A 12,747-nucleotide genomic window follows, 5' to 3' on the forward strand; every position below is an offset into this window, starting at 1 on the left:
GGCGGTGCGGTTGGACGCGCCGAACGTCGAGTAGCCGTCGTTGCGGACGCCGGCTGTGAGGTAGAGCTGGTTGAACAGGTCCAGCGAGCCCTGCGCGAAGTAGCCCTCGATATGGCGCAGGCTGCGGTTTTCCGAGGGCGACGACGACGTGGTGTTCTGCAGCGAGAAGGGCTGCGGGGCCACGAGGTTGAGGCCGGTGTTGCTGTTGAACCGGTCGCGCCGCGAGTTCAATTCCTGCCCGACCACGAGTTGCGCCTCATCGCTGCCGCTCATGTGCTTGGTGAGCGTGACGAGCAGGTTGTTGTCGAGGCCGAGATAGAACTCGTCGTTGCGGGTCACCTGACCGGTGGGCGATCCGGAGGAACTCTGCGGCAGCGCTTCGAGGCGATAGTCGCTGTACGAGTCGATGCCGAAGTTCTCCTTGAGGGCAAACCAGGTATTGGGCGCCCAGTCTACGTTGGTGTTGCCGATGAAGCGGCCCAGCTCGCTCTCGGCGCCGTTGTTGTACGCCACGAACAGCGGGTTGTCGTATCCGCGCCCGACGGTCTGCGAGGTGCCCGTGGGCTCGGGATAGCGGTACGACCGCTGCAGATGGAACGTGGGATCGAGGTACGGGAAGTTGTTGAAGTCGGCCGGCGTGCGGTAGCCGCCGAGCAGCAGGCCCGACACGTTCGAGCCGCGCTGGACGTAGGCGCCGCGGCTGTCCACGTAATCGGCGTTGCCGCCGATGTGCAGGTTGCTGTTCAGCGCGTGGGTCGCCTTGAGGCGCACCGAGCTGCGATTGTAGTAGTTGTTGGGGCCGATGACGACGCCGTTCTGGTCGGTCTGGCCGGCGGACAGGAAGAAGGTCGTCCGCTGGTCGCCGCCCGAGATCTGCAGGTCGTTGTCGTACGTGTGGCCGTCGTGCAGCATGTCTTTGGAGTGATCGTACCAGGCGCCGGTGATCGGGGCCCCGTAGCTCACGGAGGTCATGTTGCAGCCCAGGCCGCCGCACACCGCGGCCTTGCCGTTCACGCCCTGGCCGAACTGATGCTGCAGGGCCTGGAACTTGATCACCTGGTCGGTGTTCATCTCCGACTTGAGCGAGTACCGCGTGGGGCCGGCCTGGCCCGACTTGGTCGTGATCAGCACCACGCCGTTCGCGGCGCGGGCGCCGTAGATGGCCGCCGCGGCCGATCCCTTGAGGATCTGGATGGACGCGATGTCGTCGTCGTTGATGTCGGCCGCGCGGTTGGAGGTCACCGTGCCGCCGGCGGAGGACGTGGTCGGGCTGGTCGAGTTGTCGATCGGCGTGCCGTCCACGATGAACAACGGCTGGCTGGTGCCGAGGATCGTGGTGTAGCCGCGGATGCGGATCGACGCCGATGCGCCCGGCTCGCCGCTCTGCGTGTGCACCTCGACGTTCGGCGCCTTTCCGGAGAGCGCGCTCACCAGGTTGGTGGAAGCGGACTGCGCGATGGCCGCGCCGCTCACCGTGTTGACGACGTTGCCCAGCTTCTCACGCGTCGTCTGGGTGCCAGAACCGGTGACGACGATCTCCGAGAGCCGCAACGGCGCGGAGACGAGCGCGAAGTCCTGCGTCATCTCGGAACCGGTGAGCACGATGCGGCGCGTCAGCGCCGTGAACCCGATGGCGCGGGCGGTGATCGTCACCGTCTGTCCGCTCACGCGGGCGTCGGGGACGATGATGGTGTAGCGGCCGTCGGGGCCGACGGTGGCGCCGATGCCCATGCCCTCGAGGGCCACGGCGGCGCCCGGGGTCGGTTCCCCGGCCGAGCCCTGAACGCGGCCCGTGATTCTCAGTCCTTGTGCCGCTGCAACGCCGGGCAGAATCGCCATGGCCATTGCACCGAGCACGATCCGCCAATGCTGCATTCGCATGGTCTCGCCTCCGTGGCAAGCATGTGGTGTGAAATCGCCCCGACAAACTGGGACAGGGATGGTGCGGTGGGACGGGCAGGCCGCGAGGCGTCGCCGGGGCGGGACGCGTGGGTCATGCGGCTACCGAAGAACAAACTCCCCCGGATGGTGTGGAGTCACCTCGGGGTGGCGAAGAAAGTACCGATTCTCGACGCCGCGTCGCGACGTACGGAGCGGCAATCAAGCGTCCACCCCGGCGTATGGCACCGTCAGGCACGCTAAGGAAATACAAAGCCGCCCGCCGCCGCAAACATTTGTCTTTCCTTATACTCCGGCCCCCGTCACCGCTGCGCGCGCAGCGCGTCGAGCACGGCCAGCGTCGCGAAGCCGTGGAACCGCGTGTCGGCTTCGCCCCGCGCCACCCACGCGTGCGCCGCGATCGCGGGCGATCCGCCGGCGTCCCGCTTCACCCCGATGCACACCGCCGCCGGGATTCCCGAGCGGCGGAGCACCACGCACTCGGCCACGCTCTCGTACAGGCAGCTCGTGCGCCAGCGCCCCCCGGGCAGCCACGACAGCACGCGCAGCGCGCGCCGCGCCGCCCCGAGCGCCGACGCGGGCTCGGCCCGCGCCACCGCCGGCGCATCGGCAGGCAGCGTGAGCAGCCCCGCCAACCGCTCGGGCCGGATCCAGGCCGGCGTTTCGAATGCCGCGCGGGCTCCCTGCCAGACATCCCGGGTCGTCATGCCTACCAATCTGCACGCCCCCCCCGGACGTATGGCAACCGTACGGACACCAAATGCCCGGTTGACGCCCCCCCCGCCGGGCCGCAACGTGCGCACTCCCCACGCGACGCCTGCGCCGCCTCTCCTGCCGCCCCCCCGCATGCTCCCCACCGTTCGCCGCCTGACGTTTGCCGCCCTCGCCCTCGCCGCCGCAGGCTGCGGCGCCGCGCGCGACGCCACGCCACTGGCCCCGGCCCCGGTGGCCCGCGTGGTGCTGACGACGCCCAGCCCGTCGCTCCACGTGGGCGACACGGTGCAACTCACGGCCAGCCTGTTCGACGCCGCGGGCAACGCGCTCACCGGGCGCGCGCTCACGTGGAGCTCCACCAACGCCGCCGTCGCCGCGGTGTCGGCCGGCGGACTGGTCACGGCCGTTGCCGCGGGCGCGACCACGATCAGCGCCACGAGCGAGGGACGCACGGGATCGACGGCGATCACGGTCATTCCCACCGGCGTGGCCCGCGTGACCGTCACGCCCACCGCGCAGGCGCTCACGCCCGGCGACACGCTGCGGCTGAGCGCCCTGGTCACCGACGCCAACGGTGCGCCGATCACCGGCTTCCCCGTCACCTGGACGACGTCGGATTCCACCAGGGCCACGGTCTCCGCCGACGGCGTGGTGACCGTCGTCGCCAGCGCGCCCCGCCCCCAAATAGCCACGATCGCGCCGGCGCTGCTCACGGTGGGCGCTACCGCGACCATCGCCGGATCGAACTTCGCCGCCGCGGCGAATGGGGTGCAGGTCACGGTGTCGGGCACGCCGGTGCTGGTCACGGCGGCCGGCGCCACGCAGCTCACGGTCACGATCCCCGCCACCCTGCCGTGCACCCCCACGGGTCCGGTGCCGGTGGTGGTCACCAACACCCTGGGCACGGTGACGATCACCGCCACCAGCGACGGCAAGAGCGGAAGCACGGCGCTCACGCTGGGGTCGGTGCCCGACTCCGCGCAGCACGCGCTGCAGATCGCCGTCCAGCGCACGATCGCGGCCGGCCAGGTGCTGATGATCACCGATCCGTCGCAGGTGGGGTGCAACGAACTCCTCGGCAGCGGCGGGCGATATCTGGTGGATGTGTACAACGACTTTCCCGTGGCCGACGGCATCACGGGGTTCGAGGTGCGGGGCGCCGGCGGGGTGACGGGGGCCGCGGCTGCCGCGGCGAGCCGAGCCCGCCCCGCCCCCCGGACGCTCACGGCGCCGCGGCCCGCAGCGCGCGGGCCCCTGCGCGCCGCGTGGATGCACCTGGTCGACGGACACGCCGAACGCGAGGCCCGCCAGATCGCGGCGGTGCGCCCGCTGATCGCGGCCATGAAAGCGCGCGGCGCTCGCCGCCCCGCGCTGAACGCCGCGGGCGGGGGCGCCCGCGCCACCGTGCCCCTCATTCCGCAGACGGTGGGCGATACCGTGACCCTCAAATACGGCACCGGCAGCGGGTGCCAGACGTTCGTCAACGTGACGGCGCGGGTGGTGTACGTGGGCGCGCACGGCATCGTGCTCGAGGCCACCGATTCGCCGCTCGCCGGCCAGATGGACAGCGAGTACGTGGCCCTCGGGAAGACGTTCGACAGCGTGATGTACCCCATCCTCACCACGTACTTCGGCGATCCGATGGCGTTCGACGACTCGCTGGCCGGCAACGGCAAGGTGACGATGCTGTTCACGCGCAAGGTGAGCGACGAGTCGCCGGGGCTCCTCGGGTTCGTCACGGCGTGCGACATGTTCCCGCCGTCGTACGACGCGCAGGTGCCGTCGAGCAACAACACCGAACTGTTCTACGCGCGGGTGCCGCTCACCGCCGCGGGAAGCGCGGCCGACATCACCACGATCGCCGGCTGGAAGAGCATCATCCCGTCCACGCTCATCCACGAGACCAAGCACATCACGGCCATCGCCGAGCGGTTCGCCGACCCCGTGGGCACCGACCTCGAAGAGAGCTGGTTCGAGGAGGGCACGGCCCAGGTGGCGGCGGAGTTGTACGCGCGCACGCTCTATGCGCCGGCGGCGGGGTGGAAGTCGGACGCCGGCTACCAGGGCACCGTGTCCTGCGACGTGCGCGGGGCGACGGTGGGCAGCCCGTGCTTCGGCTCGGAGTACCTGATGGCCGACCAGTTCTCGTTCCTGTACGACTACATGGCGCAGAACGAGGCCACGTCCTTCCTGTCGTCGGGATCGGCCGACGCCGACATCTACGGCAGCGCGTGGCTGTTCGCGCGGTGGCTCCTGGACCAGTACTCCACGCAGGAGTCGGACCTGCTCAAGCCGCTCGTGCGCGACGCCACCATGCAGGGCGTGCAGAACATCACCGACAAGACGGGCCGGAGCTGGGACGAGCTGGACGGCTATTTCACGATGGCCCTCGCGGCCGACGACTATCCGGGATTCGCCGCGCCGCCCGGCGCGCGCTACGTGGTGCCGAGCTGGAACCTGCGCGACATCGATGCCGGACTCAACGCCGATTTTCCCACCGACTTCTCGGCGTGGCCGCTGGGCGTGCACGCCGAAGCCTTCGGGCGCTGGGTGCAGCAGGTGCCGCTGCTGGCCGGCGGTTCGGGCGCGTTCTTCGACCTCTCGGGCTCCCAGACGGCGCCCCAGCTCCTCGACGTGCACGCACCGTCGGGGGAGCCGCTGGCGGCCGGCCATCCGCTGCGCCTGGTGATCTTGAGAATTCAGTGATGGCGCGCTGCGCCGGCGCACCGCTGGCCGCCCCGGCCCCAGGACAACGAATTCGTGAATTAAGGGCGGCCGTCTTGCGCGTTAACTGCCATCTGGCGACGTTTCCAGAGGCATCAGCGGCAGTTAATGCGTTATGCAAACAGTCTTCAAGCTCGTGGCAACCCGTGTTCTCCGCCGGGTGCGCGGCTGACTGACCCCATCGGGTATGGATGGCACCATGCACGTTGGCGACGCTGCGGGGACGCCGGTGCGATGATGAGCCGCCCCAATGGGTGCTCTAACTCCAACGGAGACAATAATTTATGAAAGCACATCGTGTAATTTCCCCAGCGCTCGCTGCGCTCGTGCTCGCCGTGCTCGCCGTGCCCGCAGGGGCGCAGAAGGCGGGAACGGTGGAGCTGGGCGGATTCGGTCAGTTTTCCATCATGGATACCCCGTGGGCCCTCAAGAACGGGTTCGGGGTGGGCGGCCGCGCGGGAGTGTTCGTCACTCCGCGGTGGGAGCTGGAGGCCGATCTGGCCAGCTCCAGCCTCACCGAGAAGCCGCCGCGCCTCGAGTCCGGCTCCAAGTCGTATCAGACGTACGCGGCGCGCGTGACGTACAATCTGCCGGTGGCCGGCAATCAGGTGCTGATCGGCGTCGGGTTCGGCGGCGAGACGGTGGACGGCGGGCGCGACTTCTCGCTCAGCCCGGCAATAGGCTACCGCTGGAACCTCAATCAGACCGTGGCGCTCCGGTTCGACGGCCTGGTGGAATACGTGGAGAATCCGGCGGACTCGCGGTTCGCGTACCCCACCGTAGCGGTGGGCAACAACCCCAACGCAGCCCGGTCCTCGAACGTGGAACTCCGCGCCGGTCTGAGCTTCCTGCTCGGGAACGGATCGGAGGCCGCGCCGGCGCCCACTCCCAAGCCCCCGGTGATCAACCAGGACAGCATCGATCAGGCGCGCCGCGCCGATTCGATCGCGCGGGCCGACGCGGCGCGCGAGAAGGCGCGCCAGGATTCCATCGCCGCGGCCTCCAGGGCGCGACAGGATAGCATCGACGCCGCCAACAGCGCACGCGCCGCCGAGGCGGCTCGCCTCACGGCCGCGCTCGAAACCAAGATCTTCTTCGACTACGACAAGTCGAATCTGCGCGACGACGCCAAGAGCGCGCTCGACGCGAAGTTCCCCATTCTCCAGGCCAACTCCGGCGTCCGCATCCGCATCGAAGGCAACGCCGACGAGCGGGGGTCCGACGAGTACAATCAGGCGCTCGGCATGCGGCGCGCCGAAGAGGCGCGCCGGTACCTGGTGGCCAAGGGCATCGATGCGGGCCGCATCGACATCGTGAGCTTCGGCGAGGAGCACCCCGTGTGCACCGAGCATGAGGAGTCGTGCTGGTCGCAGAACCGCCGCGACGAGTTCGTGATCGTGGCGGGGGGCGACAACCTGATGCCGCCGCGCTGAACCGGGCGGAGCAACGGTTGGACGCGACGCGCGGGGGGCCCAGGCTCCCCGCGCGTCTGCATTGGGAACCCCGAGTTGCGGTTTGCGGTATGCTTGCGTAGGGTCAGAGTGAAGGACCTCGAGTGGGAGACACCATGCGGACCCTGAAGATGCTGCTGTCGATCGGTGGAGCGAGCGCGCTGCTGGCCAGCCCGGCGCTCGGGCAGGCGCGGCCGCTGCCGCCGCAGAAGGCGCCGCCCGCGTCGTCCATGGGAAGCGCCGGACCGGCGCGGTCCCAGGCCCAGTCGGCCCCGCGGCAACGCCGCGGCGGCTACGACAACTACAACTCCCGGCAGTACTACGCGCCTCGGAGCTACACGAACCTGAACGTTCCCGTGATGGTCGGAACGGACGGGCTCGTGTATGCCAACTTCGGCAATGGGTACGAGCAGGTGCAGCGGCAGTGCACGGCCCAGGCCGTGGCTCCGGGCGGGGGATATTCGACGCAGGCCGCGCCGCCCGCCTACACGCAGCCCGAGATCACGCAGCCGGTGCCGCGCGCGCAGACCTCGTCGCAGGCGATGATCGCGCAGAATTCGGGGAGCGGGGGCACCATGAACGCCCCGCTGGCGAGCACGGCGTGCTGGGGGCGCTCGTTACAGGGGAATGTGTTCGTGCGCCGCTAGCGCAGCGCGCCGACGAGCAGCCACCCACGGGCGACGGCGATCAGCCGTCGCCCGCTTTCGTGGTGCTGTCGGCGGTGGGTTCGAAGATGCGCCGCACGCCGCGCCAGGCGCGGACGAGGGGCGAATCGGTGCGGTCGAGCGTGGTCTCGATCACGCGGCCGGCGGTGACGCTGGCGTGGATGTACCGGCCGTCGCCCACGTAGATGGCCACGTGGCTGGCGCCGCGGCGCGACCGGCCGAAGGTGAGCAGGTCCCCGGGCTTGAGCTCGCTGCGATCCTTGGCCACGGCCTCGCCCAGATGCGCCTGGAGGCGCGCCGTCCGCGGCGCCGAGACGTCGAGCAAACCGAGGACGTACTTCACGAGCCCGCTGCAGTCGAATCCGCGCTCCGGCGACGTGCCGCCGAGCACGTAGCGCTTGCCCAGCTGCGCCCGGGCGAGGGCGACGATGGAATCGCGCATCGCATCGGCCGACTCGCTGAACCGGGCAAAGGGCTTGGGCCCGTCGGTGGCCAGGGGCGTGTTCAGCGCCACGAACGGCTTCACTTCCTGGGCCCCGGCGGCCGGCGCGATCGCCATGCCGGCGCCCGCCACCAGTACGGCGGTCAGGGCGGCGCGGGCGAGGCGAAGCGGCGTGGGCCGACGAGTGAGCATGCCGAGGGGCTTGGGAAGGCGGCGGCCGGCCAGGGCCGCGCGCCGCGAATCGCGGGTTGGAAAGATGGCCCGTGGACAGCGATCGGTCAACATGAAATTCCGCGCGATGGACTGCGATACTCGCCCCGGCGCGGCGTGTTCCGCAAAGATTCCGCTTACCGGATGCCGAGGGCCTTGTGGGTCTGCAGGCTCAGGCGCCATTGCGGGTGCGCCAGACAATAGTCGAGTGCGGCGCGCGTGTTGGGCGCGGCGTCGGGTCCGTCCATCGGCTGCAGGAAGAAATTGGCGAAGGCCAGATCGGCGTAGCGCTCCGGCGCGCCGCCGTCCTGCGGATACACCAGTTTGAGTTCGTCGCCGCGCGTGAGCACGAGCGGCGCGCGTGCCTTGGGGCTCACGCACACCCAGTCGAGGCCGGCGGGCGCCGGCTGCGTGCCGTTGGTCTCCACCGCCACGTCGAAGCCGTGCGCGTGGAGCGCCGCGATGAGCGGCGCGTCGAGTTGCAGCAGCGGCTCGCCGCCGGTGCAGACCACGAACGGGTGTCCGCGGTTGGGCGCGGTTCGCGGCCACCGTCCGGCGATCGTGTCGGCGAGCGATTCGGGCGTGGCGAACTTGCCGCCATCGGGGCCCACGCCCAGGAAGTCGGTGTCGCAGAAGCGGCACGCGGCGGTGGCGCGATCGGCTTCGCGTCCCGTCCAGAGGTTGCAGCCGCTGAAGCGGCAGAACACGGCGGGCCGGCCGGCGTGATAGCCCTCGCCCTGCAGCGTGTAGAAGATCTCGTTGACCGTGTACATCGCTACGCCGCCGGCGCCGTCACGCGCGGTACCGCGCCGGATCCACGAGCCCCGCCTGGGCGAATCCGTTGCGGCGGAGCTGGCACGCGTCGCAGTGGCCGCACGCGGCGCCGGCGTCGTCGGGATCGTAGCAGCTGGTGGTGGCGCCGTAGTCCACGCCCAGCGCGGTGCCCAGCCGGATGATCTCGGCTTTGGTCATCGCGATGAGTGGCGCGTTGATGTGCACGGGCGCGGAGCCCTCGACGCCGCCCCGCGTGGCGAGGTTGGCCATGCGCTCGTAGGCCGCGACGTACTCCGGCCGGCAGTCGGGATATCCCGAATAGTCCAGCGCGTTGACCCCGATGAAGATGTCGCGGGCGCCGAGCACGTCGGCCCAGGCCAGCGCGAACGAGAGGAAGATCGTGTTGCGGGCCGGCACGTAGGTGATGGGGATGCCGGTTCCCATCTCGGCAGCCGCGCGGTCCTTGGGCACCGGGGTGTCGCTGGTGAGCGCCGAGCCGCCGAACACGCGCAGATCGATGTCCACGACCACGTGCTCGACCGCGGCCCATCGGGCGGCCGCGCGCCGCGCCGCGTCCAGTTCGTGCGCGTGGCGCTGCCCGTAGCGGAACGACATCGCGTACACGTCGTGTCCCCTCGAGCGGGCGAGGGCGAGGAGCGTGGTGGAATCGAGTCCACCGCTCAGCAGGAGCACCGCGGGGGCAGCCGGCGTCATGCCCGAAAGCTATCGCGACGTGGGGCCGCGGAGGGCGGCGTCGAGGTCGGCGATGAGATCGTCGGCATGCTCGAGCCCCACGGAGAGCCGCAGCAGCGCCTGCGGCGTCTTGGTGTCCGGAGGTTCGACGGTGGCCCGGTGCTCGATGAGCGATTCGGTGCCGCCCAGGCTCGTGGCCCGGGTGACGATCTGCAGCCGCGCGATGGCGGCGAGCGCGGCGTCGCGTCCGCCCTTCACCTCGAACGACAGCATGGCGCCTGGGGCGCGCATCTGGCGCGCCGCGAGCGCGTGCGCGTGATGCGTGGGCAGGCCCGGGTAGTGCACCACGGTCACCGCGGGATGCCGGGCCAGGGCGTCGGCGATGCGACGGGCGTTGTCGGTCTGGCCGCGCACGCGCCAGGGCAGGGTGCGGATGCCGCGCAGGGTGAGCCAGCAGTCGAAGGGGGACGGCACCGCGCCGCCGCTGGCCTGCACGGTGCGCACGCGCTCCCAGAACGCGTCCGCGGCGCCGGTCACGAGCGCCCCGCCCAGCACGTCGCTGTGACCGCCGAGGTACTTGGTGGTGGAGTGGAACGAGAGGTGGGCGCCGAGGTCGAGGGGCCGCTGCAGCACCGGCGTGGCCCAGGTGTTGTCCACCACGACGTGGGCGCCGGCGGCGCGGCCGATGGCGGCGAGGGCGGCGATGTCCACCACGCGCACGAGCGGATTGGACGGGGTCTCGATCCAGAGGACCCTGGTGTTGGGCCGCATCGCGCCGCGCACGGCGGCCAGGTCGGTCATGTCCACCACCGACAGCTCGAGGCCCCACCGTCCGAACACCTCGCGCGCCAGCTTGATGGTTCCGTAATAGGCATCGTCGGGCGCGAGGACGTGGGCGCCCGATTCGAGGGCCTGGAACACGGCCATCGTGGCCGCCGACCCCGACGCGAAGCACGCCGCGTCCACGCCCCCTTCGAGCTGGGCCAGGCACTGCTCGAGCGCATGCCGGTTGGGATTGTCGTTGCGCGTGTAGAGGTAGCCGCCCGGGAGCGTGCCGTCGGGGGCGCGCTCGTACGTGGTGGAGAGGTGGATCGCGGGGGTGACCTCTCCGCTGGCCGGGTCGGGGGCGTGCCCCGCGTGGACGGCGATGGTCTCGAGGTGGAGCATGGGGACGGTAGGGCGGTAGGGCGGTAGGGGGGTAGGACGGCGGCTGCGGAAGTACGGGGACAGGATAACACGGTTTAGGTCTGAACGCTGTTCCCGTCCTACGCCCCTACCGTCCTACCGCCCTACCGTCGTCATTCAGCATCCCGCCGGCCGCACGCGTACACGATATGCAAGTCCACCCCACCCCCATCCCAGGATCGGCACGTGACTTCCTTCCGCGTGATTCGGCGCCTTGGCGCCCTGATGGTCCTCCCGGCCGCGCTGGCGGCCCAGCAGCAGGAGCTTCCACTCAAGCACAAGCCGCAGCCCACGACGGCTGCGATCACGGCCGGCGATCTGATGACGCGGCTCTACATCTTCGCCGACGATTCGATGCAGGGCCGCGAGACCGGCACGATCGGCCATCTCAAGTCCACGTCCTACATCGCGGCGCAGGTCAAGGCGCTGGGCCTCAAGCCGGCCGGCGACCACGGCACCTACTTCCAGAACCTGCCGGTGTTCCAGCGGTCGCTCGACCCGAAATCGACGCTCGTCGTGGGCAAGACCAGGCTCGTGGCGTTCAGGGATTTCGTGGCCAGCCCGGGGCGCGGCGGTGATCCGCGATCGGTGAACGGCGCGCAGGCCATCTACGGCGGCGAGCAGGGCGACACGACCAACGAACTCACGGCCGACCAGGTGCGCGGCAAGCTGGTGATCCTCACGGCGCGTCCGGGGGGCCGGGGGCGCGGCGGTCGGGGATTCGGCGGCGGGCGCGGCCGCGGCGCGGTGAATCCGCTGGCTGAGGCGGCGGGCATCGCGACGATCGAGACGGGCGACGCGTGGGAGGCCGCGGTGCGGACCGCCCGGCCGCGCGCCGGCAACGTGATCTTCAAGAATCCGTCGGCCGCGCCGCTGCCGGCGCAGGCGGCCACGCTCACGATCAGCGCGCATGCCGCGGAGGTGTTGCTCGGGATGCCGGCGGCGCAGGCCGCCAAGGGCACGCTGGGCAAGACGGTGGCGGGCAATCCGCGGTACATCGAGAAGCCGGCGCCGGCGCGCAACGTGGTGGCGATCCTGCCGGGTTCGGATCCCAAGCTGCGCGGCGAATACGTGGCGATCGGCGCCCACAACGATCACATCGGCATCCGCCAGGGACCGCCGGTGGACCACGACTCGCTGCACCTGTACAACGCGGCGCGGTACGCGATCACCGGCATGCTGGCGCGCGGTGAGCGGCCGACGGCGGAGCAGGAACAGGCGTTGCGCGACATCCACATCAACCTCGACAGCGTGCGCAAGCTGCGGCCCATCCGCCTCGACTCGATCAGCAACGGCGCCGACGACGACGGCTCCGGCACGGTGACGGTGCTCGAGTTGGCCGAGGCGTTCGCCAAGAGCGCCGTGAAGCCCGAACGGTCGATCATCTTCGTCTGGCACGTGGGCGAGGAGAAGGGGCTGTGGGGTTCGGAGTGGTTCACCGATCACCCGACGGTTCCGCGCGACTCGATCGTGGCCCAGCTCAACATCGACATGGATGGCCGCGGCGACGCGCAGGACCTGCCCGTGGGCGGACCCACCTACCTCCAGCTCGTGGGCTCGCACCGGCTGTCCACCGAACTGGGCGACATGGTGGAGTCGGTGAACCAGACCGAAGCGATGCCGTTCCGGTTCGACTACCGGTTCGACGCGCCGGGCCAGGCCGACAACATCTACTGCCGCAGCGATCACTACAACTACGCGCGCTACGGCATCCCGATCACCTTCTTCACCACCGGGCTGCACGGCGACTATCACCAGGTCACCGACGAGCCGGAGTACATCGACTACGCGCACATGGCGCGCGTGGCGCAGTTGGTGTACGACGTGGCGGTGAAGGTGGCGGACCTCGACCACCGTGTCGTGGTGGATCAGCCCAAGCCGGCCGATCCGCACGCGCGCTGCGTGAACAATGGAGCGCCAACTAAGAACTGATAACGGCTGGTAGGAGGGTAGGACGGTAGGGGGGTAGTAGGTAAACGGCGTTTGCAGT

At 70.3% G+C, this 12,747-nt stretch carries 10 protein-coding genes; 4 read left to right on the forward strand and 6 right to left on the reverse strand.

All coding sequences use genetic code 11. The features are described 5' to 3' along the window. Both VNE60_00220 and VNE60_00225 read right to left on the reverse strand, forming a co-directional pair. Nucleotides 1-1,839, reverse strand: a 1,839-nt coding sequence (locus VNE60_00220) for a TonB-dependent receptor plug domain-containing protein (GenBank protein HVB29930.1), incomplete at its 3' end; no start/stop codon positions are given. 362 nt (nucleotides 1,840-2,201) lie between these two features. Further along, nucleotides 2,202-2,606 (reverse strand): lasso peptide biosynthesis B2 protein, encoded by a 405-nt coding sequence (locus VNE60_00225; GenBank protein HVB29931.1) that lies wholly within the window; start codon nucleotides 2,604-2,606, stop codon nucleotides 2,202-2,204. Nucleotides 2,607-2,745: 139 nt separating this feature from the next. On the opposite strand from VNE60_00225, the gene VNE60_00230 reads away from it, so the two are divergent. The 3 genes from VNE60_00230 (at nucleotide 2,746) to VNE60_00240 (ending at nucleotide 7,435) form a co-directional block, all read left to right on the forward strand. Next, the gene (locus tag VNE60_00230; GenBank protein HVB29932.1) at nucleotides 2,746-5,319 is read left to right on the forward strand and encodes an Ig-like domain-containing protein; all 2,574 of its coding nucleotides are present in this window, start codon (nucleotides 2,746-2,748) and stop codon (nucleotides 5,317-5,319) included. Between the two features lie 302 nt (nucleotides 5,320-5,621). Beyond that, nucleotides 5,622-6,770 carry a peptidoglycan-associated lipoprotein Pal gene (gene pal / locus VNE60_00235; protein HVB29933.1) on the forward strand — a complete coding sequence of 383 codons (1,149 nt, stop codon included), beginning with the start codon at nucleotides 5,622-5,624 and terminating at the stop codon, nucleotides 6,768-6,770. 134 nt (nucleotides 6,771-6,904) lie between these two features. After that, nucleotides 6,905-7,435: a hypothetical protein gene (locus VNE60_00240; GenBank protein HVB29934.1), complete on the forward strand. Its 531-nt coding sequence runs from the start codon at nucleotides 6,905-6,907 to the stop codon at nucleotides 7,433-7,435. A gap of 40 nt (nucleotides 7,436-7,475) precedes the next feature. Here the strand turns inward: VNE60_00240 and VNE60_00245 are convergent, their stop codons facing one another. From VNE60_00245 to VNE60_00260, 4 genes are all read right to left on the reverse strand, one after another. Then, on the reverse strand, nucleotides 7,476-8,087 hold the full coding sequence (locus VNE60_00245; protein HVB29935.1) for a C40 family peptidase: 612 nt from the start codon (nucleotides 8,085-8,087) through the stop codon (nucleotides 7,476-7,478). Between the two features lie 155 nt (nucleotides 8,088-8,242). Continuing rightward, a complete protein-coding gene (gene queE, locus VNE60_00250) occupies nucleotides 8,243-8,878 on the reverse strand; it encodes a 7-carboxy-7-deazaguanine synthase (GenBank protein ID HVB29936.1) in 636 nt (211 codons plus the stop codon). A 19-nt stretch (nucleotides 8,879-8,897) separates the two neighbouring features. Further along, a complete protein-coding gene (queC, locus tag VNE60_00255) occupies nucleotides 8,898-9,593 on the reverse strand; it encodes a 7-cyano-7-deazaguanine synthase QueC (GenBank protein ID HVB29937.1) in 696 nt (231 codons plus the stop codon). A 9-nt stretch (nucleotides 9,594-9,602) separates the two neighbouring features. Continuing rightward, nucleotides 9,603-10,739 (reverse strand): aminotransferase class I/II-fold pyridoxal phosphate-dependent enzyme, encoded by a 1,137-nt coding sequence (locus VNE60_00260; protein ID HVB29938.1) that lies wholly within the window; start codon nucleotides 10,737-10,739, stop codon nucleotides 9,603-9,605. A gap of 204 nt (nucleotides 10,740-10,943) precedes the next feature. Here VNE60_00260 and VNE60_00265 point away from each other — a divergent pair, with 204 nt between their 5' ends. Beyond that, a complete protein-coding gene (locus tag VNE60_00265) occupies nucleotides 10,944-12,689 on the forward strand; it encodes a M28 family peptidase (protein ID HVB29939.1) in 1,746 nt (581 codons plus the stop codon). Nucleotides 12,690-12,747 lie beyond the last annotated feature (58 nt).

The sequence above is a fragment of the Gemmatimonadaceae bacterium genome, assembly GCA_035533755.1.
Lineage (GTDB): Bacteria > Gemmatimonadota > Gemmatimonadetes > Gemmatimonadales > Gemmatimonadaceae > JAGWRI01.

Excerpts from the sequence above, each read along its gene's own strand:
- VNE60_00225 (HVB29931.1), bottom strand. The coding sequence starts at position 2,606 with ATGACGACCCGGGATGTCTGGCAGGGAGCCCGCGCGGCATTCGAAACG.
- VNE60_00230 (HVB29932.1), top strand. The coding sequence starts at position 2,746 with ATGCTCCCCACCGTTCGCCGCCTGACGTTTGCCGCCCTCGCCCTCGCC.
- pal (HVB29933.1), top strand. The coding sequence starts at position 5,622 with ATGAAAGCACATCGTGTAATTTCCCCAGCGCTCGCTGCGCTCGTGCTC.
- VNE60_00240 (HVB29934.1), top strand. The coding sequence starts at position 6,905 with ATGCGGACCCTGAAGATGCTGCTGTCGATCGGTGGAGCGAGCGCGCTG.
- VNE60_00245 (HVB29935.1), bottom strand. The coding sequence starts at position 8,087 with ATGCTCACTCGTCGGCCCACGCCGCTTCGCCTCGCCCGCGCCGCCCTG.
- queE (HVB29936.1), bottom strand. The coding sequence starts at position 8,878 with ATGTACACGGTCAACGAGATCTTCTACACGCTGCAGGGCGAGGGCTAT.
- queC (HVB29937.1), bottom strand. The coding sequence starts at position 9,593 with ATGACGCCGGCTGCCCCCGCGGTGCTCCTGCTGAGCGGTGGACTCGAT.
- VNE60_00260 (HVB29938.1), bottom strand. The coding sequence starts at position 10,739 with ATGCTCCACCTCGAGACCATCGCCGTCCACGCGGGGCACGCCCCCGAC.